Source organism: Ruegeria sp. AD91A (assembly GCF_003443535.1).
GTDB lineage: Bacteria > Pseudomonadota > Alphaproteobacteria > Rhodobacterales > Rhodobacteraceae > Ruegeria.
The window spans coordinates 2650486-2676628 of sequence record NZ_CP031946.1; the positions used below are offsets into that span (position 1 = coordinate 2650486).

Sequence of the window (26143 nt, forward strand, 5' to 3'; positions counted from 1 at the left end):
AGCGCGTCGCTGCAAGACCACCAGTTCGCGACCCTGTATTCAGCAGGGCCCAAATACGCATGCGTTCCTGCCGTCACGCAGGGTTGGTGGAAAGAGTTTCCTTCGCGCCATTTGTGCAACAAAGCCGACAGCATTGCGCAGGCGATCAGATTTGCAATACACGAACGTCCTGCATGGACCGGATCGTGGCCAGATCCTGCTCGTAAAGATCTGTAAACGCTTCAACTATGTCGGCATTCCAACCCGGCATATCGAGCTCTTCTTCGATCTGCTCCAGACGGGCGTATTCGTCCAAAATATTTGCCATCTCTTCACGTCGGCTGGTCCGGTCAAGGGCGTCCCCTTTTCTCACGATGTCCAATACATGTCGTTGACCGGCCTCCGTCAAAAGTGAAGACAGGAATGCATATTCTTCATGAAGTGGAGCCTCGTCAGGCAATCCGGATATAGCGCGGATAATATCTCCCCAAATAAGCGGGGAATTCTCGTGTTCCCACAAGGTGAGTTGAACCTGCGGGGCAAGATCCAGCAGGTCTTCGACCATACCAAGCCAACTGAGGCAGCTTAAATCGGTGCTGGCCAGTATGTCCTGACGATGATCTTCATGGATCGACGTAAGGATCTTTGGAATAAAAACCACGGGATTTACCAGCCCTGCAAATACTTCAACCTGCGCGCCGTCCAGCAGAGATTCTGTGTAAGCCGTTCTTTTCCCCGCAAACGGATAGATCTGCCCGTGTTGCAGCGCGGTGCGTCTGGGGCCAAAGAATTTGTCGCTCGACAAAATCACGCGGTCCAGGTTGGGATTGCCGGTTACAAGCTCCGCCAAGCTGTTTGGTGTTTCTGCATCAGGTTGACCTTGCAAGATCGAGTCAGACACAACTTTGACGAATTGCCGGGACCGACGCGGCCCCAGAACAGCCGTTCGGTAATCCGCCAATATCCGCCTGTTCGCGCCAAGCGAGGACATCACCAGCCCTTCATCCGAAAAGGCAACACCAGCGTGGATAGCAACCTGCATCTTGTTTCCCTTAACCCTGGCTTTTCTGTATAGCCGCGTTCGCCACCTCTCGCGAGATCTCTGCTGCGAATGAGCCCAGCGTTTTTGCACGTTCTCAGGAAATCGGGCAATGTCTAAGTTAGGGGTAAAATTCAGACTTGCAGTCCACCGCCAGAGGAAGTAATCGACAGCCAGTGCCCCTATAGCTCAGCTGGTAGAGCAACTGATTTGTAATCAGTAGGTCCGCGGTTCGAGTCCGTGTGGGGGCACCATCATATCAATAACTTAGCCTGTATATACACTGGCCATGCACCGCCCTGTGCTACCCTCGTGCTACCTATGTGCGTTGCGAAACCCAGATTGGATAAACTGCGCGCGCATTGAAAACCCAGTTTCTCCAATCTGGCAGAGCCAAAAATAGCCAGAGAAAAAAGACAACTTGATTTGAAACTTGGCAGGTTTCGCCAACTGCATACTATACGCTAGCTCAATCAAATCCCTTGCTGGCCATACGCCATGCAATGTCAGTTTGCTATGCGCCTTCGGTTGGGGCAGAGCTGGCTTACGTTTGGGGCTTCTTGAATTTTGTTACAATCTTCCACGGTGAACGGGTTCTTTCGCCTTGTGTATGGGGCGGGGGGTCAAAAACTTTGATACCGGGTTAGTGACTTTACCCAAACACTGGATACTTCTCGCGCGGGCTAGGTTTACGTTGCGTCAGTACTTCCACTAGGCAATTAGGCATCGGCTGGAACTTGCAACTGGATGTTAGCTTCGGACTGGGTTACTCACTTTGCCAACAACCTTGCAAAAGAAAAAGGGTGAGCAATGGCGTTGAGGGACCGAGCATACACTGTATTGATTACCGATGTAGACAACACATTGTTTGACTGGTTTCACGTCTGGCACGCCACTTTTCGCGCTATGCTGGATCAGATTATTGCCATATCAGGTTTCAGTGAAGCGGAGTTGCTTCCAGAAATTCGCAAAATCCACCAGCAACACGGCACGTCAGAGTATGCGTTTTTGATCGAAGCCATGCCCTCGCTGCGCCGACGTTTTCCTCACGACAATCTCTTAGAGGTCTTTAAACCTGCAATTGAGGCCTTCAGGTTCGTGCGCCGCAGAGAATTGAAGCTCTATGACGGGGTTGCGGACACTCTGAGAAAACTCAAGGAACAGGGCGTTCTGATTGTCGCTTACACTGAAAGCCAATCATTTTATACATCTTATCGCTTTCGAAAGCTGAACCTAGATGGTCTTGTTGATTATCTTTATTCGCCCCCGGATCATGACTTTCCAGAAGGTCAATCTCTGCTTTCAATTAGATCCAAACCCGCGAGCGAATACAGTTTATCGCACACTGTGCATAGGAATACTCCAAAGGATGAGTTGAAACCAAACCCTGAGCTTCTTCTCGACATCATTGAGACGTTGGGTGCCCGCAAGCAGGACGTGTTGTATGTTGGTGATAGTAGGGTGAAGGATGTTGCGATGGCCCAGGACGCTGGGGTCAGCGATGTTTTGGCTGAATATGGCAGTTCTCACCTGAAGGAGGAATACCAATTACTGGTCAATGTAACGCACTGGACTGATGAAGATGTGCAACGCGAGAAATTAATTGGAGATCGTGAGGTGTCCCCCACCCACACGCTCAAGAATTCGTACTCCGAATTGCTGCAGCTTTTTCAATTTGAAGAATTCAGGATGAACAAATGACCAAAGACATTGATGACAAAGACCTCGAAATCTGGAAAACGGTAGTGAGCGTCCAGATGCATTTTAATGATCTGGAACTTAGAATTCGAAATTTTGCAATATTATCTTTGGGTGCAACATTGACCGTCGCAGGTTACTCTTTAAGGGTTGGGAACAATGTAGTGCTTATGGGCAAGGATGTCCCGTTTGCGTCGATAGCTTTGACAATCGGGACAATTGTTTGGCTTTGCTTCTGGTTCATGGATCGCCATTGGTATCACAGACTTCTTTTAGGCTCTGTGTATCACGGTATCGACATCGAAACACGTTACGCGAAGATGAGACCTTCGTTGAGCTTGTCTGCTTCAATCAAGAAACAAAGTCCAAACGAATTATTCGGTAGAGAATTGCGATCAAAGCACCGCCTTGATATTTTTTACTGGATAGTAGCGATTGTTCTACTGGTGGCGGCGCTTGCGCTGATTTCTGTCAGTTTCGCCGTTTTTGTCGCAATTATTTCAATTGCCATTGGTTTAATTTACCTCTTTTTTGGTATGGGCTTCTTAAAAAAAGAAAATGCTGTTTCCTCAGGCAGTTGACATGGTGCAGCTGGCGTCAAGGCTACCCACAACGGATGAAGTTGCGGCGAAGCAGATAAGTGCAACAGCTGTATGTTTCACGGTTCCTTATTTCGCCAATCAAGATTTGCCTATCGGCAGTAGTTGGCCTGAGCCAACCGTGACCGAGCAGCCCGAGTTTCATATTTCTTGTACCGACCGCCTGAATACCGTGCGCAGTCAAGCGCGTAACCATTGGCAATCAATACAGCGGCCACATCTTCACTGTTCGCGTAGCAGACCCCGATCATGCGGTCATACGACCTTTCACCATTGAGTTCGCAGGTGACGTTTTTGCGGTGTACGATCTTGGACGTTGCAGCCTTGGCCTGTTGGCCTGCCTGTGTGCCTAGTTCCATGGCGTCAACGCCGTTAAGCCGGACTTTGACACCTGCAACCAGGATTGTGTCGCCGTCGATAGCTCGGGCTTTGCCTTCGATTGTTTGGCCAGCGGTGGCCATATTGCCTACCATCAGGGCAGCCGAAACTATTAACCAGAACGACTTCTTCACGTCGAACTTCCTATTCATAAGGCCAACGCTCTACGTTAATGGCAGTGATACGGTTTTTTGCCAGCATGACAGCACTGACCCTGCGGACTGTCTTTGCGGCACCCGCCACCGTGGGCCACATCTCTTGTTATGGAGAATGTAGGCTGGACCGGCTGTTTTGCATAAGCAGGCACGGCGAAGATCATGGTTGCAGTGCTGAATACTGTGAACAAGCTTTTCATGTGAACAGTCTCCAAAATCCAATATATTACATCGGTTTAAATGGTGACTGTTTATCTATGCTGCTTGCTTTAGTCGGTCAGTGTTTTTCGATTTTCTGCCATATCTTAAATAGCGGTTCACATATTGAACGTCTTCTTTCGCAGGCAGCCGACGTAAAATGCAAACTGTACAACGACCGATTTGCGGCTAGAGCAGACCTCCTTTTTTTGATGATGCAGAATGTAAGATGTTAGGCTATTTCGCTGTTCGAGGTTGCACAGCGCGAAAAATTTTTGGCCTTTCGGCCGCGCGGCTCCAGCACAATTGCGGAGTCGTGCTGGAAAGTTGAGGCCCTTGCTCTCCCTAAAATTGGCAAATGTACAAAACAATTTGACCGAATTTCGCATTCGGTAAGTGTCGACGAAGACTATGTCTCCTGCGTCAAACGTAGTTTTGCAGTGTCATAAAAGACGCCATCCGTAGGGCAGCCCGAACTTAGTTCGCAGCCCTGCTTGAGGACCTTGTGAAATCAGCGTTAGTTAATGTCGAAGGCGCGATTTCGGCCGCGCTGCTAAGACCAAAGAAAAAAGGAGTTTTGAACTTATGCGCATTATATCATTAATATCTGCTTGTCTCATCTCCACCGCGGCATCTGCAGAGTACATTCGGGGCAGTGACTATGGATTCAAGCTTTGGGAAGGTGCAGCATACACCGACGACGAGAGCGGTCAGTTCTCCCATTGCGTAGTTTCAGCGCCATACAAATCAGGTGATACCCTTCTAATTTCTTTTTCGAAGGATAAAACTTTGATAGTCGGCGTTGCAAACGACGATTTCAATTTTGACATCAATAAAAATATTCCCGTTACGATCTACGTGGATCGTAGGCAACCAATTTATGCAACGGCAATTCCTGTTTCATCGACAATGGTTACGCTGTCGATGCCGAACTTTGACCAGGCGATGCACTACATTCAGATGGGTCGAACTATGAAGATCGACGGCCGTCAATTCTCAGGTATTTATGACCTCACTGGTACAAAGGTGGCGCTGGAGCGAACTTATAGCTGTGCAGCTAGCTACTATGACTACGCAAGCGCACCGGTCCAACCGGACGCACCGGTCCAGCAGGAAGGATTGAGCAAAACCGCGCTGTTTCAAGTGGCCACCAATATGATCACTTCGATTGACGTGTCAGATGCTAAATATTTGAGCGAAGCAGAAATAGAAAACTTGGGCTTTGGGGCGGCCTCGGTGTTTTGGCAGTCTGACGATCTTGGAATCCTGGCTGGCACACTAACGGCGCACCGACCGACTGGAGACTTAAGGGCAACTGATAGTCAGGATCTGGCGCTAATGTCGGATTTTTGCGAAGGCGATTTTGCCAGTTCATCGCAGAAGGTCTCGCATGTTGAAGGTGTAAGTCAGCGTGAACTGCGTGGAATTTGCCGTTTGGATGACAGTGAGACGCAAATAATCACGACAAAAACTGATATTGGTGAGCACACGCTCTACAATATTGTTTTTTTCCTCAACACTGAGAAGGCTGGCGAGGTGAAACGTGCAGAAGCGACCGGCAACATTGCAATCCACGCTGCCAGCTACGCCATTGAGTGATCTAGTTAAAGGCACCTCTTATAGCCTTAGTGGCGAGTCATAAACCAATTGGGGAATGCGTTGACTGTCCCCAATTGTGTATTGACGGTCGCGCGCTCTGTTTTGAATAAGCGGTCCTTTTTGTCGTGGTTGAAAGTCTTTACGTGATGCTTCTTTCCTTGGCGCATATTTCACCGGAAGAATGCCCCCTTTGCAAGTTGTTCGTGAAAGCCCAAAGGGCCAGAACGATCCCACTTGCTCCAATATTCACTCCCTTGTTCAGGCGTTCTGATTACTAAGTTGTCGGGAAACCTAAAAATGCAAATTCATCAGAGAGACGGCTGGGCTATGAGATCCCAATTTGGTCGTTGGCGACGTTGGCGACGTTGGCGACGTTGGGGAAAGTGGGGAGATCAGTGCCGTAACGAAAGCCGGGTCAGTTTGCAGTTCTCAAACTGATGACCGGTGAGGATACGTTAGCCTGTGAGAAACTTGCAGTCCGCGGAGTGCAGTTGTCAGGAAAACTTTCGACTACTGAACTGGCAAAGACAGCTTCGCACGCAGCCTATCTAGGTTAAAATTGGCATCCATTTCACGAAAGAGCGGAATATTCCTACCTCGTACGTGAAGGCAGGGTTGCTCACATTCCTCTGATTGCCCGACGAACCAAAAACCGAGGCGATCTTGCGTCAGCACGGTCGTTTCTTGAACATAGTCGGGAAGGGGTAGCCATCCAAGGAAGAGACCGGTTTGTGCATCGAGTACGTGTACCTTGTCGTAGCCATATGCGGCGACTAATCCCGCGGTTGCGGAAACAGCAAGATTTGGTGTCCAAGGTTCCCCGAAGTAGGGAGAGAGCACGAGTGGTGGTGCATCACCTTCAGCAAGTTCCGTTGTCCAAGATGCGATACCACTTTCAATTGCTACCGCTGATACCGAAATTGCTTTCGACGGCAACCGTAAGAGCTGTTCTACATCGTATAGATCGACAGAACCATAAAGGTGTGAGGGTGGTTCATCTTGCGTAATTACGACAACAGTGTCGTCGTTCAAGAAGCGGCCAGCAAGAAACCTATTTCCATCTGGTGGACTTATTTGTCCTTCACGTTCACAGCCTCCCATGCCCACACACTCGAAAATGAATGCTTGCCTGGTGGAAACGGCAAGCATTTTGCTTGCTTCAGAAGTGAGGTCACCATCAATAATGTCGGCATCTGGTTTTCCCCGAATTGGCACACTGGAAAAAGCGATTAGATCTTCTTCAATAGAAAAGGCTTCTATTCCTTCTTGGTTATCTCCCCCGCTCAGAGCGAGCAAAAAACTTCCGTCATCCGAGAAAATTGGCAGAGTTCGGTTGTAGAAATACTGTTCATTGGTATTACCAGTAAGGTATGCGCAGCGTGGCATATTGGGGCTTATTTGCACGCACGAATATTCTGATCGCCCCGCATTCCCGATGTTTTCAACCGTCAACGCTACTAGCTTGTCCCCTTTTTTGACAAGTTCGCTGTAATACCACAGAGGGTGGTTTTGGAACCACGGATCCTCAGCCCCCTGTTTAATGTAATCGGCGTGGTTTTCTATTTGAGGGTAGTGCTTAATTACTTCCCAATCATCGTTAGAGTCTGACATCCATCGCTCTTCGTTGGCCCTTGCCCAAGCTAGCATATTAGCCAGGATTTTTGTCTCGTCAGATTTGAGTTGATCAACGGCCTTTGGGTTAGGCATTCCCTCTGATGGAATGCCTTCGCCAGCCGTACTGTCTGGTTCATATTTGGTTTTCAACGAGGGGTATTTAAGTGTTGAAACAGGCTCGAATTGAGGGTCTGGCCCGATAGAATCTGGGACGTGCCAGACTTCGTGAGCGTCGATGCTGAAGAAATCGTAGACACCCAATAGCGCGCGCAACTGTTCTCGAACTGCTTCGGCTTCTGCCTCTTGCATCGCAAAATATGTTTCTTCATCAGGGTAACTGTCTTGATTGGCTTCCTTTTTTTCCAGATGCATCCAATATTCTTTCGAATTTGAAGTTAAAGGAATTGTTTTTACCACCTCATATGTAGACCCTCCGGTCGGCCCGTAGTGAGTTCCGAGCAGCAAAGCTGTTTCGCCGTCACTGCTCACGTGAATAGTCGGTTCCGAGTTGATGCGTGTATCAGCCTCGTAAATTCGCGTACCCATGTGCCACACGGACAAAAGCCCTGTTTCTGATAGGTTAATTTGGGTGGAGTTATCGTAGGTTCTTGCAGCATAGACTGCCGCCCAGTCTTCCAATTTTTTGATTGTATTTCTCTCAGAAAGGTACGTCGAGCCTAGCCACACAAAGGTTTTACCCTCAAATTCTCTTAGCAAGTTTTCAGGCGACTCTAGTTGAACTGCCATAGCAGTTGCTCGCCTGGCAGCCATTTTTGGATCTATCCATCCGTTCCAATTCTCGGGCGCTCGAAACTCTGCCCGATGCGTCTCTATGAGGCTCCAAGCATCAAGGAACACTCGTAGTGCCCCTATGGTGTCGCCTGCTCGATAAAGGTTGGCACCTAGATGAGAAGTTGCCTTAATTGTTTCAATTGAAAGCTCATTCGCTCGTGCGACTGCAAGTTTCTCGTTCTGTGATGCGTCCAACCAAAGATAAGCAAAGACCCCGCCAATGACTGAAACAATGATGCCATAGATAGACACCGTAAAGGCTGCACCGTTCTCTCCAAGTGTTCGAATAACCCTCTCCGATAACGAAGGAGATGCAGGACGACTATCATGTCGTGCAATTGGAGCGTCTTCTAAAAGCAACGGTGCCCAGTGTTTCCTCATGAAATGATTGTCGTCATCCTTCCCTAAGAAGTAGCCGCTATGGCCAAGATCAAAGTATCGATTCTGAAATCTTGAACTTTGAAAGCCGTGAAGTCCAAGACGACCAGCCATTCCAACACCAAAAACTAGAAGGGTTAGCAGAAGCACTCCGTCGCGAGTTCCGCATTCGTTAATAATCCGCTGGACAGGCCGGTTTTCACCGCAAATTTTCGAAATGTTAGTATCAGGCGACAACACGCTTCCACAAAGGACTAGCGAATTTATCCTGACATTCTCCTGAGACTCTTCATGCAACAACGCGTTAGTGGCGAGGTATGTACCAAAACTGTGCGCTACGATGTCAACGCGGTCGTATTTTGAGAGTTCCAAGCCATGAAGCAGCTGAGATCGAAACCGTGCAACGGCAATCTTTCGAAGAAATGGAACGATAAACGAAAACAGCGTGAAGAAACCATACGTATAATTTAGAAAATCAAATTCGATTTCTTTCGCATCCGCGTCGCTTTCGAGGATTTTTTCTAGCCTATCTTGCCACCGACCGTATGTTCTGATGCCGTGCACAGTAATGATCGCGTGCTTTTTCATCCTGAACGACCTCATTGCTTTGTCCAGTTCGGAGACTAGCAAGTATTAGATTTTTGGTCTATTTGGACGGTGAGTGCAGGAATTTGAATCGCTCCGGACGATCTTTCACCAAGCTTATACCAACGTTCCATTTCAATAGTTACATCGCCTGTGCATGCGACTTTTAGGCTCCAAGCCGTATCTCAAAACTCAGAGTACGGTCATTTTGAAGCGCCCTTGAAGACGCTGGAGCCAACAGCGACGTTGCTCGCAATTTACGTATAGTCATTTCGATTGTTTGTATGGGATAAGTTGGAATGAGTTAGTGAGGGTTGGAAAAGGCCGACGGCTTTGTTCGGATTTGTGTCTCAAGGCCCAGCGCTTTGCTTATCAACAAGTTCACCAACTTCTGAGTGATCAAGTTAACCAGACGATTGCTGCGGTTTGGCCGGGCAACAGTTTAGACACACATTTACTTGAGCCAGTTGAACCAATGAGTGCTTGTTTCGGCCCCAGCGCGCTACTTCGCCCTGGGCCAGCGCCAAAATCATCCTGCGACCAAAACTTTCGGTAAGATTAACGCCATCTTGTATCTTGCTCCCTGTTACGTACTTCAAAGACAGACGAAGGAGACCAAAATGACAATGCCAACTGAAGAACACTTCGAGATTGAGAGAGCCATTGAGGCCTATTTTCGAGAGCAATGTTCACTGCAAGAGCGGATCGCTGCTGAGTTGGTAACAGTCAGTAAGCAGCAAAAGGCGCTACTGGCGATCTTTGGTCAGGCATCTGAGAAACTAGGGAAAAGCAGATGATTGGATTGCTGCGTGGTTTGATGGGGATGGGGGTCGTCATGACAGTGAACCTTAATAGTCGTTTGAGTGAGTCACTAAGAGGGGCGGGGGGCCGGAAAGTACCGGCCCGAAGTGCCGCAAATAGAGCGGCTGCGATTGGGATGCTGACGGCTTGGGCCATGATGGCGCGGGCCAAGCAGGACGTTGCGTTTTACAGCCGAATGGGGATGTAGAATTAGGGATTCATGGCGTCGTTGATAATCTTGTCAATGTCGATGCCATCATTGGCCAGCCCTGAGTTTTCGGGGTTCCAGCGGTCGCCCATTTCTTCGAGCAGCTCAACCATGCGTTTCCCTGTTATCGCTTGCGCTGCTTTCCACCAAGCGGATGAACAGCGGCCAAGGTGAGCAATGGAATCTTCGATTTCTGAGAGGGGTTTTTGATAGGTCATTTTGCGGTCCTCCTTGTTTTACCTGACAGGCAAATGGGAGGGTAAATGCAAGGAAACGTAAAAAAGGGGGCTGACTGCCCCCGGCGCTGTTGGGACTCCATCGTGAACATTCCGCTCAGAAAAGAAGGAGCTTGAATTCGGGATGATTTCTGACATTTGCAAAATGCCGGGGTTGGCGAGACATTTGCCCTGCCTCGGGAATGCCCCCAGCAATGAGCCAAAGCTGGGGGGTAAGGCATCACATGCCTTTCATTTTGAAAGTATGATCGTGATGCTCAGATCCGTCGGCCAACGGCTCTAGAAGGCTGCATTTCTTAGCATACAGGCGGCGTAAATGGCGCTCACTGTAAAAGAGGTCGGTCCATCCGGAGGCTTCCTCGGTGGCGTCAAATGCCTTCGCAATCTCGTCATCGATATTGTCGAGGTCTAGTAGATCGTATTGATATTCACACATATTTGCTCCTGGTTTTGTGGGAATGTGGTGGGCTGCACGCGATGATTTTCTAGTTTCTGGTAAGGCTGCGGGAGATTGTGAATCTGCCCTTGCGTGCATGGTTGCCTTCGATTGTGCCTTGGGGGGCATCGTAGGTTCTGCGTGAAAGGCGGCCGCCGAACTCCCGCCCTCTCTCGGGTTTTCGAACGTTGTCCACAAGCCGACCTCGAAAAACTCTTTGGGAAGGCTCAGATTTTCCGCAGTATGCGGCTATCCAATAGCCGGGGAATGGGGCGTTCCCCTTGGGGCATTCCATTCGGGGTGAAGGGGCGAGTGTTTACGGCGGCGATGAGCGTATTGAACAGGTCCGTGAGTGGCTGGTGAAGGCAGGGCTTTAAGCCAGAAAAACACTTCAGACAGCCTCAGGGAGTCCCTCAGGGCGCGCGTTGAAGGGCGTAAGGGTGACGAGCCTCTGTTCCCTTCTCTTGGCCGTGACGGAGGCCCTACGGCTGCCTCTGCGGCGCTGATGAAAGCGGTCAGGAAGAACACTGACGACAAGCGCATGAAGGTCCACGGACTGCGCCACAGGGCGAGCGACAAACTGAGAGACGCAGGGGCACCTGTTGAAGTTCGTCACGGGTACCTAGGGCATTCTGTTCAATCGGTTGCTGAGAATACTTATGGTGGACGTGAGGCGCGGCTTAGAGAGTTCGCTAGGTGGGGCGTGAAGGCTGGGCTCTAGGCTAAGCACAGTTCAAGAAAAGGTGTGGTAAAATGTTTGAAGTTGATCCGTGCCGCCCTGTGTGGACATGGCATAGATACCCAGAAATGTCGGCGAATCTTTGACAAACTTTATTTGTACCCCGAAGTTCTCCGAATTGCTGATTGCACGCGCTTGATCACTAGTTATTCTTGCAAAAACATGAACGTCGGTTCCGTACGAAAACCGTGAACACGCCTTTGAGATATCAAAATTTTGTTCTTCTCCGTTCACGGTTATCTCTACTACGCCAAAACTCGTCAGTTCATCGTGTCGGTTTTGCGCTTCAATCACTGCCCAGAAAAAGAAACCAGCGTTTTTGGTGAAACCCAACATGACCTTGTGACGGCCATAGATGGAGTCTCGTTCACCGCGCACGTAGATCATATTACCTCGCGCTTGGACATCCCAAGAAACGTCTGTTTGTCCACCAGTTACAACCCGAAGTTCTTTCAGTCGTTCCTCGCCAATAAGGTAAATGTCCTTGGCGTCCGTTGCGGAAGACAGTTCTAGAAACTCAGGCGAAATACCCATGTCGCTTACGTAAGAGGCAATCCTTGCAGACAAGATTTGGGACAGACCTGCGTTTTCTGGAAAGGGGTTCTTAAGTGAGAATTGATGCACCCCAAACTCGCTTCCGTTAGAAAAGTATCTGAGACGCCCACCAAGGTAAATCATGGTTGCCGCGCTCATACATTTCCCAGCTACTCGTTTTCGCGGTACCAGCGGGTTTGTTGGGTCAGGTTCTTCCAGAAAGAAACAACCTATGTCAGTCCAAAGCCCGTACTCACGTATCCTTCTGCCAATGCCGATTGCCGCTTCCAAGTCGCCACCTAAGGAATCGATGTAGATGGTCATGTGTGAGGGTGGGCTGTGCGTGTCTAGGAACTCTGAGAACTTGCTATCATCGCCATATTTGATGGGACCGATGGCATTGATGCAGAAGAACCCGCCCAACATCTTTTCGAGTTCATTTTGGGGTTCTGTATAGTGAAAATCCATGCACAAATTTGCTCTCTAATTTATGAAGACAATAGCCTAAGGGTACTAAGCACTACAGTACGGCACACGTAGAAATTGCAACCTTAGCCACTTTATTCATTCGATCAGATAGAGATCGCTAGCGCAGATTTCTACCGAGAAAGTCTAAAGAGAAACCCATTACCTGAACTCAAGTAGGCATCGCGAGGGATGAATGCCTTCGTCGAAAGCAAGTTTTCGGCAACGTTGGCATTGACCATGAAAGTACAGGTTACCCTAAGCACGCGCTCCAAGAATCCAGCGGCGCTATCTGTCGGTCAACGCATGAAACTTGTTTATACCCCACAAGGCATCTCTCAGGGGTGCAGTGTGATTTATAATAGAGGGCGTTAGGTCTTGTTCTCGTCAGGCTGACCTTTCTAGTGTCCCCTCAGGCTCACCGTAAGCCAACCCTAGAGGTCACCAGAAAGAAGTCGGGAGAGTTGAACTCTCCTAGGGGTCAATTTTACCTATATAAATTAAGCACTTAAGGACCTGTTCTCGTTAGATAAAAGTTTTAGTTCAATCCCTTCCTAAGGGCACCATCAGGGGACACTCAAGGGTCGCATTCGCTCCGAAAGACCAATTGAGGATGGATGATAGCTTTCCATCACTTCCGGCTGATACCTCATCACCATGTTCGAAAGAACAGGTAAGTCTGCACCTTAAGGCTAGCACCGGATAGGGCACCTGAATAATTCAGGGATACCATCAGGGGGCACCTTAGAGCCATTCGGCTTTGGTTGGTTGATGAGAGTGGTCGAACCTTAACCCACCATCACACACCCCTCAGGAAGCCTTAGAGCAGGCCGACAGGGTACCTTAAGTGGAAGCATTCAGGGTCATCGACCTGCGGAACCTACAGGTGAGCTTAAGGGTTGACCGTAGGGGTAGCCCCAAAAGGTCCTGCTAAGGTGTTGGTGAGGCTGGTTAAATGCTCATTTCTTTCATGGTCTTTACCACCATCACGTTCCTTATTTTTGGCGAAAAATTGTGAGTGGCAGAGATAGATATAGATGCCGCGCATACCCCCCGGTGCCCCCCATCATTGCCTATTCGCGCAGCAATCAGGGGACATCTCAGCCCACTTTTTGAGGCCGAACGTGGGCACCATGTCACCGCGCGCGTCACCGCACTAATACCGGACCCCCTTGTTTCATTGGTCTTCGCGCGAGTATGCCGAGGATTGCAAATCTCCGGACACCGCTTGATGTGTCCTAATCGTGTACCACTGGGCACCATCGGGGAAGACTTATAGCAGTCTCAGGGAGTTGGTCTGGTGGTCTTTTTCCTGAGCGGCTGGGCATCTGTGCAATGGGGCGTACAGACCATTACACCTTCAGCAGACACCTAAGCCACCACCTCAGGCACCCATCAGGTTCCCGTAATATAACACCTTTAGGTATCACGTTTGGTGATCGACCTGCGTCATTCCTTCAATCACCGTGAAGTCGCGCCATCAAGTAACGCGCAGGGAGCAGTGTAGGCTCACTCTCAGACCATGGCGACAGGGTAGCTTGACGGCTAACGCTATGCGCGCTCGGTCGCTCCGCTGCTCCGCATATCCCCAGTTAACGAGATGTAAGCATAAGGTGCCCCTTTGGTTACGAGGGCTACAAGCTACCCGTGAAGGTGCCCGTGAGGTTGAAGCCGACGACTTATGTCTTGCTCGACATAGTCCGCGAACGCTTTGCCGAAGCACACCCAGAAATTCCGTTTGAACTTGGGAACCAAGAGATTGTCGCTGGTCTCTTGGCGAAGGGTTTGGAGGCCATCGCTGCCTCTGAAGACGACGTATTCAGCGACACACTCCCGACAAAAGGATAAGACCATGAACACAAAGCGTATCGTTGTGGCGAACCGTCCCCACCGCAATCAGACGTCATCCACCGAGTATTGCGGTGACGACTTCTGGAAAATCACTAAGGCGCAGGATGAAGACCTGTTTTCCTTCGAATGGCGCGACCACAAGCAAGCCCCTTGGAAGGTGATTGTAAGTCACGTTGAACCTGTCACTCTCTACAACCGTGTCCGCGTTCACTTCGCCGCTCAGGCAGGCTTTGATGCTGAGCAAGTGGACCTGCGCGTAGACATTTGCAACGCCCTGCTGAGAACGATCTACGGCAACGCCAAGGGTCACTTCAGGCACATGAAAGCAGCCAACTCTGGGCCGTCCTTAGAAGAACGCCTGAACGCTGAACTATCGGCTGGCAAGATCACTCCTGAACAAGTCGAGCAGACTAAGCAGGACGTCGACAAACGCAAGCGCCGGGACTTCCGTCGCATCGCCCGAGAACAAGCACACGCATAACACGCCACTGATGAGGCCCTGAGCAGCTACTACGGTAAAACTAGTGGTAGTCGCTTGGGCCCTTTCTGTGTTGAGCGCGCACCCGGCAGGCAAGACCGAAAGGAGGCAGCCCACTGGGTCACCGAGTGCGCGCGAGTGCGGCGCTTTTCATCAACACGCCGCAAACCCAGCGACGATTGAATAACATCCGCTGTCGCGGCGATGTTCCGAAGAAAAAGGTGAAGTGGTGGGAGATTTAGGTGGAGTCAAATTACTCGCACAAGTCAACGAGATATTGTCGTCGTAACCCTTGAAACCAGTCGAGAAATTGAAACGATCCAAAAACAAGCGTCAATGTGATACTATAGAGGTGTTGAAAACTATCATTTGAGGGTAAAAATTATGTCTATCTGTAGACGCAGTTTATTGAAAAGTACCGCTAGCGTAGGCGTTTTGGCCTCAGCAGGGGGCGCAGCACTCTGGGCCGATGCCGTCAGTGCGCAGACAATAACAGACTCTGGTTTCGATATCCTCAACTATCAACCCATGGTTGCCGACCCATTCACTTGGGCGTGGTTCGGGACGCAACTTGCTAATGGAGCAGCGGCTTGGGTAGGCGGACAAATTCTAAATGAACTTTTGGGAAATGGTGGCGTCGATTTAGAAAGCCTCGTCAAGAACATCGCCGAAGCTGTCCGGGTGGTAGTTCGTCAGGAAATCGAACGTGCCACGTTGCTACGCCTTGCCGCTGAGCATCGTGCCCTACAAAGCCTGTTCCAGATTTATGCCACAGGATGCGACAGAGGCATATGGAACGAGTTGATTACTGGCTCAAGTACAGTAATTGAGGAGCTTAGGGGTCTTGGCTTCCCAGCGCATTACTTGTTCTTATCTGCGATGGCTCAACACATCGTGCTTATTCAAGAGGGCTTTGGGCGAACGCCGGAGACAAAAGATTTGTTGACTCCGTTGATCGAGCGGGCGTCAGGCCATCTCGACAGATTGCACTCAGAATGGCGAGTTTGGCACAACTCCAGATACAGCATCTCTAGAACAGTTATTCCGGGCGACCGTCCGCCCGATGGTCCGCCAAACGACCGAGTTCTTTGGCACACAATGAGAGATGGCGTGGTTTATGCTACCTATGAAAGGGGCCGACCTAGAGACGACGCGATTACGACAATGACCCACATCAGAGAAGTCGATTGGGATAGCGATACGTTTCCTAGGTTCGTAAAGCCGTCCATCGAAATACAAGCGCAGTGGGGACGTTTGTTGGGTGGAAGTTTTGAGGACGATCCGCAGAACCCATATCAACGGGTATGTAGGTAGAGCTGCGTCCATTGCCTAAACTGCTTCGAAATCAACGCGCGTAGGTATTGAGGCACCAGAAAGTTGAGGTTTTGCCCTCTCATATGCGGTGATTTGTGCCACCAAACCGATCATGTTTGAAAGCGCGTTTGAAACGTCCGCGGCAGCGTGGCGAAACCACTTGCTGCTTTGATGCAGCTGACGGCGGGCCTACTGATATGGCATCAGTTTGGCGGCAACCACTAAGTTGGTTGTAGAATTCGCCGAATTCACAACAAAGCGCGCGAAGCACGTCTGGTAAGACACGATCTGCCGCCATAGGTCTTGCTCTTTTCTTTGGGAGAACTTGATCAAGTGGTATGTGTTTAGTCTGCCAGATTAGTACACAGAAACCCGTGTCATTAGGACACAGTAAGACCTAAAGAAGGGGCAAAGACTATTCTAAAAACCTGAAAGTAATACATTTTCTGAGCTGGTGCTTTTTGGCTTGAAATCGTGTGGGGGCACCATAGAATCAGATAACTCATTGGTATAGCTCCAAATTTTAGCCACTGCTAGGAGCCGTAGACCATGTCGGAGACCGTTTCGCGCCCTTTCACCTTCGTAAAAGACGGTGTTTTCTACTTCAGCCGCCGCATCCTGAAAGAATTGAGAAACCACTACACGTCGCCTCGGATCGCGTATTCGCTGCGGACAAAGTCGCCCAAGATCGCTGAAGCCAGAGCCAGAAGAGCAGCTGGACGAGTACTGGTATCACCTGCGTTGTCGTGACGCAAACCTACCCGGCAAGCACATGCTGAGGCTACAACGCACAACTGACACATCAGTCGTTGACCAGCCGCTTTCTGTCTCCTCGTCATCTGTTCTTTTGTCGGAGGCGGTGGGGATTTACCTTCAGCTGAAGGGGAATGGTCGCCCCGTAACCTTTCGTCGAGCTGCTGAGAGGGCCTGTGGCTACGTCATTGACGCCTGTGGAGACAAGCACCTCGATGCCTACACCAAAGCAGACGCCAACGCATTCCGAGATGCTCTGATTGCTCGTGGTCTTGCTGGCAGCAGCATGACGCGGGTCTTCGGTACCGTCAGGGCCGTAACGAACTTCGCTGCAAGCGAACAGGGCCTCACCCTGAACAACCCCTTTGCAGGCGTCTACTACGACAGATCGGCTGGCGTCTCCGATCGCACTTCTGTTCCTGCTGACGCCTTGGTTGTAGTTCAAGATAAGTGCAGAGAGCTGGATGACGATCTTCGCTGGCTCGTGGCGTTGGTGTCAGATACAGGAATGCGCTTGGCCGAAGCCGCCGGGATGACAAGAGCGGACTTTGTTCGTGGAGAGGACGGAGTGCTGACGGCTCGGGTTCGCCCCCATCCGTGGCGTAGCCTAACGCATCCTAGGGTCAGGATGCATTGATTTCCGCCGCGCCACGTGATTCACGGCTCCGAAAATGGAGCGGTCACATGAGCGATCTTTTTCTGGTTGACTGACGCGCAGATTGCGCGCCTCAAACCCTTTTTCCCGAAGTCGCATGGCAAGCCTCGGGTTGATGACAAGCGGGTGCTAAGCGGGATTATCTTCATCAACCGCAATGGGTTAAGGTGGCGCGATGCCCCTGCAGTCTATGATCCGCACAAAACACTCTACAGCTGCTGGAAACGCTGGAGCGAGAAAGGCAACTTCGCACGGATGATGGCTGGTCTGGCCGCTGAGCACGGCGAACAGAAGACTGTGATGATCGACGCGACCTACCTGAAGGCACATCGAACGGCGACCAGCATGGCCGCCAAAAAAGGGGGCGCGGGCGTCTGATCGGCCGAACCAAAGGCGGCATGAACACCAAACTGCACGCCATCTGTGACAGCCAGGGGCGCCCGCTCGACCTGTTCGTCACCGCCGGTCAGGTCAGCGACTACATCGGCGCGCGGACATTGCTCAGCAGCCTCCCAAAAGTCGACTGGCTGCTCGGGGATCGCGGCTATGACGCCGACTGGTTCCGAGAAGCGTTAAAAGACAAAGGGATAAGCGCCTGCATCGCAGGCCGCAAGCAACGAAAGACCCCGGTCAAATACGATAAGCGCAGGTACAAACGCCGCAACCGGATCGAGATCATGTTCGGCAGGCTCAAAGACTGGAGACGCGTCGCAACCCGCTATGACCGCCTTCCCAAGGTGTTCCTATCAGCCATCGCGCTCGCGGCTATCGTCATCTATTGGTTATGAATCCTGACACTAGTACCAGTTGGGGTGCATAATTTTTAGCCATGTTACGAAAGCGTGTTAAGCAAGCCGGCTCACGACAAGTTTCATCTGCGGCTTCAGCGGAAGCGGCGGAAAAGACTGAACTGGAAGGACTGACTTTTGCCTGAGGGAGTTTGATGCAGGTGGTGGCGATGCGCCACGAGTTCGAAGCTTTCTCCAAGTAGCTCGGCGAGGTCGCTTGGACTATATCGGGCGACCGGGAAACCACTGCACTTCTCCGGCCCGTCTGGCGCAAAGGTGGAAATGATCGCATTGCCGCCGATGCTCACCCCGCGCGCGAGGCTTTCCAGATAGGCCGCCCGCTCCGCCGCATCGACGAGGAAATGGAACACTGCCCTATCGTGCCACAGGTCGTAATGACGATCAGGAGCCCAAGTGGTGATGTCTGCCGAAATCCATTTCACTGTTTCACCGGCTTGTCCCAGCCGGTCCCGGGCTACAACCAGGGCGACCTGCGAAAGATCGAGGACTGTGATATCGTGAAGTCCCATCGCGAGCAGAGCGCCCGCAAGACGGGAGGTTCCCCCGCCAATGTCGATGACTGATGAATTCGCAGTTGCGCCAGCCATCTCGATTAGTTCGAGCGAGACCCGTGGATTATCCTGATGCCAACTCAACTGGGCCTCGGACTTCTCGCCATAGACGGTGTCCCAGTGTGCCTTTCTGTCGACCGTCATGTCTCTACACCCTCCCAACTCATTGTAGCGAAAGCACCCTTCGAAAGACTGCTCCGCCGTCCATCTTCGACCGGAGTAGAAACCAACGTAGGTAACGCCCCAGATACTTCGACGCCGGGCCTTTGAAGGGCCCCATGAAGTCTTTGTAGCGGGAGTGTAATGCGTTCACATTCTGGATGTGAAAGGCTTTCTGCGTGACCCGTTTGCCTGGCTTTTTGCTGAGAACATGATGGTCCAAGGTGTTTTTCTTGGTGAAGCGGGCATAGGCCGCCGCACCGTCGGTGCAAAGAATCGCATCTGTCGCAACCACAGGCGAAAGCGCCGCGTCGATGACGGGAATACTGCGGTTTTTGATCCGCTCCAGATATTGTTTGCCGGAGCGGCTGGTGATTGTGAGAAGCGGAAGTTGCCACCGCGACAACCCTCTCTGCATCTTCACTCTTCCGCTCTTGAAGACATACCACTGGTGGCGGGGCGGGCGCGGATACTGGAGCGGATTCCTCAGGTGCAGAGCCCATTCCCGTGAACCTTTGCGGCTCTCCCGTTGATGAGTTTCGTCTATCTCGACAATGCCACTGAAGGCATCGTCGGAAGCGACGCCTACACCTGATGTAGGCGCGCTCATAGCTATGCATTCCTGCTATTGATTTCATTCATTAAATTCAGATGTTCTTGCCCATAAGTTTACGTGGTATTTGCGCATAATTTTGCACGATTTACCCAAAAGTTTGCACACTCCCCCTATCGGTGTCCAACTACATCCTTCCGAAAGTCTCTTTGAGTTCTGCGACTTGTTCTTCATCCAACATCCGGGTTGGCATACCCCGCAGTGCCACGAACAGCTTGGCTGTTTCTTCCAACTCTTCCGCTGCACAGACCGCTGAAAAGAGATCCTTTCCTGATACGACGGGACCGTGATTGGCCAGCAGAACAGCACTATACTTGCCGCCCAGTTCGCGGATCAAATCACCGGATTTTGGATCACCCGGCTTAACGTATCGAACCAGTTTAACCGTGCCTACGCGCATGACCACGTATGGTGTAAGCGGCGGAATACAGTCATTGGGATCGGTGTCTTCCAGACACGACAGTGCGGTGGCCCAGGTCGAATGCAGATGCACCACTGCACCAGCTTCCGACCGCGTCTCATAGAAGGCTTGGTGCAGAAAGACCTCCTTGGTCGGCTTGTCTCCGGAGACGTGGTTGCCATCCAAATCAATCTTGGCAATTCGCTCGGGGTCAACATTGCCCAAAGTCGAATTCGTTGGCGTCATGAGAATCCCGTCCGGTAAACGCGCGGAGACATTGCCCGCAGTGCCAACGGAAAAGCCACGCGTAAACAGCGAGGCGCACAGCTCCGACATCTGCTGCCGCAGCGCCATTTCTTCAGAACTCATCTGCCTGCCTCCATCATTCTGAGCGCTTTAGCGAAGAAATCCTGAGCGCCAAAGTTCCCAGACTTTAGAGCCATTGCAATGGGTTCTATTTTCCCAACGCTCAGGACTGGCACGCCCGGGTCAATCTCTGGCCCGATTGACATAGCCGGTGACCCCAGTGCCTCAGAGACGGCCTTGGCAACAGCTCCCGACGTCTCCCCTCCGGCCACGACAAGGCGCTTATAACCCGTTTGGACAAGTTCCCGTGCAGTTTCTGCAAAGAGATTATCCAGCCTGTTCGCTACAGCTTCCTGACCAAATTGATTTTGAATCGCTCGCACATCATCCGGGCTTCCCGATGAATACGCGAGCGGCGCCTGACCCGGATGCGCTTTAAAGAAATCCAAAAGCGTTTGCGTGGTCACATCCCCGGACATGACACCCGGAACATCAATGGCGAAGCTCGGATGGGATTCGGCATGTACATGTATCTGCCCACGGGTCGCACCGGAACACGACCCAGCAAGGATCGCGGCAGGCCCTGCAGCACCGGTGAACAAACTGCCAGTACTTTTTGATGAAGCCTCTCTTAAGAAGTTTCTGGGTAGCCCCAGCGCTATCCCGGATCCCCCTGAAATGAGCTTGGCATCCTTTAGAGCTTCGCCCCAAGCCAACAAATCCTCGTCCGAAATCGCATCACCGATCACAAAGCGTTCGTCGACGTTCCGCAAAGCAGCAGCAATTGCCTCTGAACCTTGCTTCACAGTGTCAATTGGCACCAACCCAACCGCTTCTTCAGTCTGATACTGCAACCATCGCCGGATGTTGGCATCCGTCATCGGTGTAAGAGGGTGATTTTCCATCCCGGATTCGTGCAACAGCTTACAAAGCACAAAGAGATGACCGTAATAGATAGTACGCCCCGTTGCCGGAAAGGCCGGGCAGAAAACCACCTTTTGCGCACCCAGTTCTTGGGCCAGTGCTTCTGCAACGGGGCCGATATTCCCTTCTGCCGTGGAATCGAAGGTCGAGCAATATTTGAAGATGAACTGGCGGCATCCTTGGTCCGCGAGCCACCGCAGAGCCCGCAGGCTGTCCGCTACAGCTTCCTCGATAGGTGCTGTGCGGCTTTTGAGCGAGATTACACCCGCTTCGATCTCCTTCTCAGCCGGGGTCGTCGGAATACCTGGAAATTGAGCCGTTCGTAACCCACCTTCCGGCTCTACGCCCTTCGCTAAGGTGTTCGCGATATCACTCGCACCGGTAAAGTCATCGGCTATGACACCGATTTTCATAGTTCGATGTCCCTGTTTGGCCCAGGATCCAACCTATGGATATGCGGCGCCGCACCGACGGGAAAAACCTCACGCACAAGTGGATCATGGCCGGGTACGATAAGTCGAGGATGCGAGGCCAACCTCTCGAGTGTCTCGAAACCATCCATCATGTCCTGCAGGTCGACGACGATGGGAAAGGCTTTGCGCTCCATGAAATTCTCGTAGTAATGCGAGGCATCCGAGGCCAGAACCATCCACCCGGCTGCTGTTCTTACACGAACACATTGCAACCCTCGCGAATGCCCACCAATGCAGTGCACCGTGACCCCATCTATAATCTCGGCTTCTCCATCGTAGAACACGACCTTCCCTGAATAGAGACGCTTTACGACCTCGCAAATATGGCCCGCCGTGAAAGGTGCGCGCAGATGGTCGTGGCACATGCAGGGGCCTGTGGCGAAGGCCATCTCCGCCGATTGCATATGCAACTTCGCGTTCGGGAACATATGCAGCCCCCCCGCGTGGTCATAGTGAAGATGGGTCACGATGATGTTTGTCACCGCTTCCGGCGTGATGTCCAAGGGGCGCAGAGCCTCACGTGGGTCCATCGCAATTGGACGACCACGGGCGGCTGCCTCTTCGGAATCGTAACCAGTATCGACCAGAATGACTTCGTTGCCGCGCTTCAATACCCAAACGAAATAGTCCATCGCGTGAGGTGCGTCGTGATTGTCATCCAAGATGAAGCTGTCGCGTCGAGTGCGGGCATTGCGATCCGCATACTTGACGGCGTGAATCTCCCAATTGTTCATCGGATGACCTCGGTATACTGGTGAACAACTTTGGCTTTTATCATATCAGCAACCGCCGCATCGAAAGTCTTGAAGTGCGCGCTTTCGAGGTGAGCGCCAAACGCGGCAGCGTCATCGTATACCTCATAGAGGAACACCGTCTCGGGATCGTCGCCGAGGCAAACGTCAAACTGCTGGCATCCGAATTCTTCACGTAAAGAGGTTGAAGCGTTTTCGACCATCAGCGGCAAAAAGGTGTCTCTCGTACCGGGCATGAGAGTGAAGGTGACAGTAACCACAAACATCAGACGGAAAGTCCTTTCAGACGCGAGAAAGCGCGCTTTGCGACAGGCAATTGGCTGAGGATCAAACCAATGTTGAGCACCATCAGAATGGCCGCACCGGGCCGCGAAAAGAAGACCGAAAGATCCCCATCCGACAAGAACAGCGACCGGCGGAAGGTTTCATCAAACAAGCTGCCTAAAATAACTCCAATAACCAACGGCGCGATTGGGTACTTCATCAGGTTCATAAAATAGGCGACGGCGCCGACACCAAGCATCAGGTAGAGATCATTGATGCCACCACCGACGCTGAAAGACCCGATTGTTGTCAGAACCATCACGACTGGCAAGAAGATGGTCTGCGGTATGGCGAGTATCTTGATAAAAACCCGAGCAGTGAACAGGCCCATCAAGAACATTGTCAGGGATGCCAGCACCAGGATTGCAACCACGCGCAGAATGATCTCGGGGTCTATCGTGGGGCCCGGGATCACGTTGTTGATCTTGAAGGCCCCCATCAAAGCCGCGGCGGGTGGTGAACCGGGAATGCCTAACACTAAAAGTGGGATCAGCGCGCCACCAATACAGGCGTTGTTTGCTGTTTCAGAACACAGCAGACCTTCCAAAGAGCCTTTTCCAAACTTGTCGCCCTCGGCAGATACGGTCTTGCCGACACCGTAACTGACCCAACCGGCGACATCTTCGCCCACGCCGGGAAGCGCTCCTACCCCGGTCCCGATCACTCCTGAACGGCCAATGGTCGGCAAGTAACGTCGAATAGAGCGAAGGTTTGGAAGAATACGGCCTTTAAGGGCCAGAACTTTCCCAGCCTCAACGTGCCTTAAACCGTCGATGATTTGGGGAATGGCAAAGGCCCCCATTAAAACTGGCACGACCTGAAATCCGCTCATCAGGTAAGACCAGCCGAAGGTATAGCGCGGCTCGGACAACAGAGGGTCGAGACCCACCATGGACATCGCGAGCCCGATCAAACCGGCGATCCATCCCTTAATCACCAAATCTTCGCTCATCAAAGTGCCAGAAAGCAGAATACCGAAGAGGGCCAGCAGTGCTTTCTCCGGGCTTGCGATGTTTTTTGAAACCAAAAGCAGTGCCCAGACAAATATCAAAAGCGTGATGGTCCCGATAACTGTGCCAATGAAACTGGCCGTTGTGGTCAGCCCTAGGGCTTCGCCGCCTCGACCTGCTTTGGCCAGAGGGTAGCCATCCATGGCCGTCGCGGCGTTGGCTGCTGTGCCAGGTATGTTCAGCAGAATAGATGGGTAGGAGCCGCCGTAAATCGCGCCGACATAGGCCCCGAGCAAAGCGATGAGCGAATAGTCCAGCGGGATTTTGTTGCCGAAGAAACCCGTCAGGATCGTCACTGCCAGGGTTGCTGTTAGGCCCGGCAATGCGCCGAATGTGATGCCCAGGAATACGGATGCGATCAAATACAGATAGGTCAGCGGGTCTACTGCCAGGCCCACGAATGCGGTCCCAAATCCAGCCAGTTGCGAAAGGATAAAATCCATCCGGTCAATCTTTCCATAGCGGACGAAGCGTCACGTAGTAGTGGTATTCGATTTGCTTGAAGATCAGCCCACCGCGCGCGGGCACGTTCTGTCGGAAAACAAAGGCCATCGCGCAAACGAGAATCAAAGGGGCCAGTATCGCGACCAGTGGTACGAACCGCAAAAGCCGTTCTGAAGCCGCTTTGGTCAACACCACAAGTGTTAGCGAGACCCATAGGACCAGTGTAAACCAATCATCACCGTGTGCATTCCAATCCGCCTGCGCGGGAAATATGGCGAACGCAAAAAGTCCGGCAGAGGCAACTGCGATACAGGCCACCAAAGAACGCCGCGCATGGCCGCCGTAGTACCCGTAAGTCAAAGCTGTAATCAGTAACCCCGAGCACAAAATGAAGTCCACTCTGGGAACCAGTCCGACGACATATGCAAGAAGGATCAGGCCTATTGTTGAAGCTCGATAGGCTTCCGACTTATCCCATCCGATCCCCAAAGCCGTGAGCGCGTTTTGGGCCCCACCAGAGCGGATCGAAATTGCCAGCAAAACGAAGGACAAGCCAAGCAATCCACCGAAGATGAACAACGGTACAATTGCAGCCGAGTTGTACCAATCCGACCCACTTACTCCTGCGCGGTTTTCACCCCAAAGTGGAATGTCCGACGTCTTCCAAAGAAAAAAGACGGACACTGTTATAAGAACAATTGCTGCCCAAAAGTCGCGCGACCGCATGACCAGTGTTTCGTCAGGTTTGTCCATTGCCTGCCTCCTGAGGGAAAGGGCGCAATCAAGCGCGCCCTTTCAAAATTGATCGGATTAGGGCTTCTCGATACCCAGCGAGGCCGGATCGACGGTGGCAGCGCCAAGGTCCTGCAAGGTATAGGCAAAAGTAGCCTCGAGGTTCGCAAACAGTTCTTGAGCCGCTTCACCGTGCTGACCACCGACGTCGTAATTGTTTGCCGCAGCCCATTCGGCGACGGTGTCAGACGCAATCGCCTGCTCAAAGGCATCGCCAAGCGCGGCCTTTACGTCGTCACCAGCTGAGCTGTGAACTGCAAAACCAATGGCCTGTTTGAGTGGAAGATACTGATCGAGACCGTCATAGATGCCAAAGGCAGATGGCACCGTAGCTCCTGCGATTTGCGCGTCCTCGGGCGTCAGCATCGCGAGCGGTTTCAACTGACCGCCCTCGATCAAAGGCGCCTGCTCAGCCAGAGAGGTTACGACCAATGCGACCTCGCCCGCTATCGCTGCTTCTTGCCCTGGCGCCGAGCCTTTGTATGGAACAAACTTGAATTCCGCCCCGGACCCTTTTTCGATGGCGAGAAGGTTCAAGTGGTGGATAGACCCTGCGCCGGAAGCCGCTGCCGGAATAGTGCCAGGAGCTGCTTTCGCAGCGTCGACCAGTTCTTCCAGCGTGTTGTAAGGGCTGTCCGCCGGGACCGAGATCAGATCAGGTGATCCACCAACAATGAACGGATACCAAAAATCAAATTTCTTATCCCAACCACCCTGCACAGCGGCGGTAACGTTAGACTCTGACAAACCAACCAATGTATAGCCATCGTCTGGTTGGTTCATGACGTAGACCATGCCATTGGAACCTGCGACGCCACCAGTTTGATTGATCACATTGATCGAGACCGGAAGGTGTTTTTCCATCTCGGCCATGATCATTCGGTTGATCGTGTCCGTGCCGCCACCGGCCCCCCAGACCACAGCTGTGGTGATGTCACGATAAGGGTAATCCTGCGCAGCAGCTGCCCCTGCAATCCCGGTCGCCATCACGGCTGCGGCGGCCAACCGCCCTAGCTTTAGTTTCATTTCCAAGTCCTCCCAAACAACTTTGCGTTTATTGTTGCATTTAATTGCGTATACATTACAGAATGCATTGTCAACG

At 51.8% G+C, this 26143-nt stretch carries 23 protein-coding genes, 1 tRNA gene and 1 pseudogene; 10 read left to right on the forward strand and 15 right to left on the reverse strand.

The annotated features are described in order from the left end of the window. Nucleotides 1-145 precede the first annotated feature (145 nt). Complete coding sequence (locus tag D1823_RS13270) at nt 146-1021, reverse strand: hypothetical protein (protein WP_117870746.1); 876 nt, start codon at nt 1019-1021, stop codon at nt 146-148. Between the two features lie 175 nt (nt 1022-1196). On the opposite strand from D1823_RS13270, the gene D1823_RS13275 reads away from it, so the two are divergent. The 3 genes from D1823_RS13275 (at nt 1197) to D1823_RS13285 (ending at nt 3297) form a co-directional block, all read left to right on the forward strand. After that, a tRNA-Thr gene (locus D1823_RS13275) sits at nt 1197-1272 on the forward strand. Between the two features lie 586 nt (nt 1273-1858). Then, nucleotides 1859-2719 carry an HAD family hydrolase gene (locus D1823_RS13280; RefSeq protein WP_205511839.1) on the forward strand — a complete coding sequence of 287 codons (861 nt, stop codon included), beginning with the start codon at nt 1859-1861 and terminating at the stop codon, nt 2717-2719. Beyond that, complete coding sequence (locus D1823_RS13285; RefSeq protein ID WP_117870750.1) at nt 2716-3297, forward strand: hypothetical protein; 582 nt, start codon at nt 2716-2718, stop codon at nt 3295-3297. The genes D1823_RS13280 and D1823_RS13285 overlap by 4 nt, the downstream gene beginning before the upstream one ends. Before the next feature lie 110 nt (nt 3298-3407). On the opposite strand, the gene D1823_RS13290 is transcribed toward D1823_RS13285, so the two are convergent. Beyond that, nucleotides 3408-3827 carry a thermonuclease family protein gene (locus D1823_RS13290; RefSeq protein ID WP_254683734.1) on the reverse strand — a complete coding sequence of 140 codons (420 nt, stop codon included), beginning with the start codon at nt 3825-3827 and terminating at the stop codon, nt 3408-3410. 804 nt (nt 3828-4631) lie between these two features. Here D1823_RS13290 and D1823_RS13295 point away from each other — a divergent pair. Next, nucleotides 4632-5645: a hypothetical protein gene (locus tag D1823_RS13295; RefSeq protein WP_162896835.1), complete on the forward strand. Its 1014-nt coding sequence runs from the start codon at nt 4632-4634 to the stop codon at nt 5643-5645. A 510-nt stretch (nt 5646-6155) separates the two neighbouring features. Here D1823_RS13295 and D1823_RS13300 read toward each other — a convergent pair. After that, nucleotides 6156-9017 carry a hypothetical protein gene (locus D1823_RS13300; RefSeq protein ID WP_162896836.1) on the reverse strand — a complete coding sequence of 954 codons (2862 nt, stop codon included), beginning with the start codon at nt 9015-9017 and terminating at the stop codon, nt 6156-6158. A gap of 617 nt (nt 9018-9634) precedes the next feature. Between D1823_RS13300 and D1823_RS21935 the strand changes: the two genes are divergently transcribed. Next, a complete protein-coding gene (locus tag D1823_RS21935) occupies nt 9635-9811 on the forward strand; it encodes a hypothetical protein (protein WP_162896837.1) in 177 nt (58 codons plus the stop codon). Between the two features lie 214 nt (nt 9812-10025). On the opposite strand, the gene D1823_RS13315 is transcribed toward D1823_RS21935, so the two are convergent. Both D1823_RS13315 and D1823_RS13320 read right to left on the reverse strand, forming a co-directional pair. Further along, nucleotides 10026-10241, reverse strand: coding sequence for a hypothetical protein (locus D1823_RS13315; protein WP_117870764.1), 216 nt, complete (start codon nt 10239-10241; stop codon nt 10026-10028). Nucleotides 10242-10479: 238 nt separating this feature from the next. Then, the gene (locus tag D1823_RS13320; protein ID WP_117870766.1) at nt 10480-10695 is read right to left on the reverse strand and encodes a hypothetical protein; all 216 of its coding nucleotides are present in this window, start codon (nt 10693-10695) and stop codon (nt 10480-10482) included. Between the two features lie 352 nt (nt 10696-11047). Here D1823_RS13320 and D1823_RS22295 point away from each other — a divergent pair, with 352 nt between their 5' ends. Then, complete coding sequence (locus D1823_RS22295; RefSeq protein ID WP_117870768.1) at nt 11048-11416, forward strand: tyrosine-type recombinase/integrase; 369 nt, start codon at nt 11048-11050, stop codon at nt 11414-11416. A 12-nt stretch (nt 11417-11428) separates the two neighbouring features. Here the strand turns inward: D1823_RS22295 and D1823_RS13330 are convergent, their stop codons facing one another. Then, entirely contained in the window at nt 11429-12436 is a 1008-nt protein-coding gene (locus tag D1823_RS13330) for a hypothetical protein (protein WP_117870770.1), read from the reverse strand. Nucleotides 12437-14285: 1849 nt separating this feature from the next. Here D1823_RS13330 and D1823_RS13340 point away from each other — a divergent pair. The 4 genes and pseudogenes from D1823_RS13340 to D1823_RS13355 all read left to right on the forward strand — a co-directional run bounded on the left by D1823_RS13340 (nt 14286) and on the right by D1823_RS13355 (nt 18272). Next, on the forward strand, nt 14286-14765 hold the full coding sequence (locus D1823_RS13340; RefSeq protein ID WP_117870775.1) for a hypothetical protein: 480 nt from the start codon (nt 14286-14288) through the stop codon (nt 14763-14765). Between the two features lie 405 nt (nt 14766-15170). Beyond that, on the forward strand, nt 15171-16076 hold the full coding sequence (locus D1823_RS13345; RefSeq protein WP_162896838.1) for a hypothetical protein: 906 nt from the start codon (nt 15171-15173) through the stop codon (nt 16074-16076). Nucleotides 16077-16625: 549 nt separating this feature from the next. Further along, complete coding sequence (locus D1823_RS22125) at nt 16626-16826, forward strand: DUF6538 domain-containing protein (RefSeq protein ID WP_254683735.1); 201 nt, start codon at nt 16626-16628, stop codon at nt 16824-16826. A 687-nt stretch (nt 16827-17513) separates the two neighbouring features. Further along, nucleotides 17514-18272: pseudogene (locus D1823_RS13355) on the forward strand (IS5 family transposase). A gap of 95 nt (nt 18273-18367) precedes the next feature. Here the strand turns inward: D1823_RS13355 and D1823_RS13360 are convergent. The 9 genes from D1823_RS13360 to D1823_RS13400 form a co-directional block, all read right to left on the reverse strand. Next, the gene (locus D1823_RS13360; protein WP_117870779.1) at nt 18368-18988 is read right to left on the reverse strand and encodes a trans-aconitate 2-methyltransferase; all 621 of its coding nucleotides are present in this window, start codon (nt 18986-18988) and stop codon (nt 18368-18370) included. 19 nt (nt 18989-19007) lie between these two features. Then, nucleotides 19008-19613: an IS1595 family transposase gene (locus D1823_RS13365; protein WP_117870781.1), complete on the reverse strand. Its 606-nt coding sequence runs from the start codon at nt 19611-19613 to the stop codon at nt 19008-19010. Nucleotides 19614-19743: 130 nt separating this feature from the next. Further along, entirely contained in the window at nt 19744-20385 is a 642-nt protein-coding gene (gene otnC / locus D1823_RS13370) for a 3-oxo-tetronate 4-phosphate decarboxylase (RefSeq protein WP_117870783.1), read from the reverse strand. Beyond that, entirely contained in the window at nt 20382-21659 is a 1278-nt protein-coding gene (gene otnK / locus D1823_RS13375) for a 3-oxo-tetronate kinase (protein WP_117870786.1), read from the reverse strand. The genes otnC and otnK overlap by 4 nt, the downstream gene beginning before the upstream one ends. Next, complete coding sequence (locus tag D1823_RS13380) at nt 21656-22453, reverse strand: N-acyl homoserine lactonase family protein (protein ID WP_117870788.1); 798 nt, start codon at nt 22451-22453, stop codon at nt 21656-21658. Before D1823_RS13380 ends, otnK begins: the two co-directional genes overlap by 4 nt. Beyond that, complete coding sequence (locus D1823_RS13385) at nt 22450-22737, reverse strand: putative quinol monooxygenase (protein ID WP_117870790.1); 288 nt, start codon at nt 22735-22737, stop codon at nt 22450-22452. The genes D1823_RS13380 and D1823_RS13385 overlap by 4 nt, the downstream gene beginning before the upstream one ends. Continuing rightward, complete coding sequence (locus D1823_RS13390) at nt 22737-24248, reverse strand: tripartite tricarboxylate transporter permease (RefSeq protein ID WP_117870792.1); 1512 nt, start codon at nt 24246-24248, stop codon at nt 22737-22739. Before D1823_RS13390 ends, D1823_RS13385 begins: the two co-directional genes overlap by 1 nt. A gap of 4 nt (nt 24249-24252) precedes the next feature. Beyond that, nucleotides 24253-25002 (reverse strand): hypothetical protein, encoded by a 750-nt coding sequence (locus tag D1823_RS13395; RefSeq protein WP_117870794.1) that lies wholly within the window; start codon nt 25000-25002, stop codon nt 24253-24255. Between the two features lie 57 nt (nt 25003-25059). Then, nucleotides 25060-26067: a tripartite tricarboxylate transporter substrate binding protein gene (locus D1823_RS13400; RefSeq protein WP_117870796.1), complete on the reverse strand. Its 1008-nt coding sequence runs from the start codon at nt 26065-26067 to the stop codon at nt 25060-25062. Nucleotides 26068-26143 lie beyond the last annotated feature (76 nt).

What these genes read in the sequence shown, in the direction of transcription:
- otnC (WP_117870783.1), bottom strand. Translation starts at nt 20,385, where the DNA reads ATGAGTTCTGAAGAAATGGCGCTGCGGCAGCAGATGTCGGAGCTGTGC.
- D1823_RS13315 (WP_117870764.1), bottom strand. Translation starts at nt 10,241, where the DNA reads ATGACCTATCAAAAACCCCTCTCAGAAATCGAAGATTCCATTGCTCAC.
- D1823_RS13285 (WP_117870750.1), top strand. Translation starts at nt 2,716, where the DNA reads ATGACCAAAGACATTGATGACAAAGACCTCGAAATCTGGAAAACGGTA.
- D1823_RS13380 (WP_117870788.1), bottom strand. Translation starts at nt 22,453, where the DNA reads ATGAACAATTGGGAGATTCACGCCGTCAAGTATGCGGATCGCAATGCC.
- D1823_RS13270 (WP_117870746.1), bottom strand. Translation starts at nt 1,021, where the DNA reads ATGCAGGTTGCTATCCACGCTGGTGTTGCCTTTTCGGATGAAGGGCTG.
- D1823_RS13295 (WP_162896835.1), top strand. Translation starts at nt 4,632, where the DNA reads ATGCGCATTATATCATTAATATCTGCTTGTCTCATCTCCACCGCGGCA.
- otnK (WP_117870786.1), bottom strand. Translation starts at nt 21,659, where the DNA reads ATGAAAATCGGTGTCATAGCCGATGACTTTACCGGTGCGAGTGATATC.
- D1823_RS13390 (WP_117870792.1), bottom strand. Translation starts at nt 24,248, where the DNA reads ATGGATTTTATCCTTTCGCAACTGGCTGGATTTGGGACCGCATTCGTG.
- D1823_RS13300 (WP_162896836.1), bottom strand. Translation starts at nt 9,017, where the DNA reads ATGAAAAAGCACGCGATCATTACTGTGCACGGCATCAGAACATACGGT.
- D1823_RS13320 (WP_117870766.1), bottom strand. Translation starts at nt 10,695, where the DNA reads ATGTGTGAATATCAATACGATCTACTAGACCTCGACAATATCGATGAC.
- D1823_RS13360 (WP_117870779.1), bottom strand. Translation starts at nt 18,988, where the DNA reads ATGACGGTCGACAGAAAGGCACACTGGGACACCGTCTATGGCGAGAAG.
- D1823_RS13385 (WP_117870790.1), bottom strand. Translation starts at nt 22,737, where the DNA reads ATGTTTGTGGTTACTGTCACCTTCACTCTCATGCCCGGTACGAGAGAC.
- D1823_RS13330 (WP_117870770.1), bottom strand. Translation starts at nt 12,436, where the DNA reads ATGGATTTTCACTATACAGAACCCCAAAATGAACTCGAAAAGATGTTG.
- D1823_RS22125 (WP_254683735.1), top strand. Translation starts at nt 16,626, where the DNA reads ATGTCGGAGACCGTTTCGCGCCCTTTCACCTTCGTAAAAGACGGTGTT.
- D1823_RS13400 (WP_117870796.1), bottom strand. Translation starts at nt 26,067, where the DNA reads ATGAAACTAAAGCTAGGGCGGTTGGCCGCCGCAGCCGTGATGGCGACC.
- D1823_RS13340 (WP_117870775.1), top strand. Translation starts at nt 14,286, where the DNA reads ATGAACACAAAGCGTATCGTTGTGGCGAACCGTCCCCACCGCAATCAG.
- D1823_RS13395 (WP_117870794.1), bottom strand. Translation starts at nt 25,002, where the DNA reads ATGGACAAACCTGACGAAACACTGGTCATGCGGTCGCGCGACTTTTGG.
- D1823_RS21935 (WP_162896837.1), top strand. Translation starts at nt 9,635, where the DNA reads ATGACAATGCCAACTGAAGAACACTTCGAGATTGAGAGAGCCATTGAG.
- D1823_RS13365 (WP_117870781.1), bottom strand. Translation starts at nt 19,613, where the DNA reads ATGAGCGCGCCTACATCAGGTGTAGGCGTCGCTTCCGACGATGCCTTC.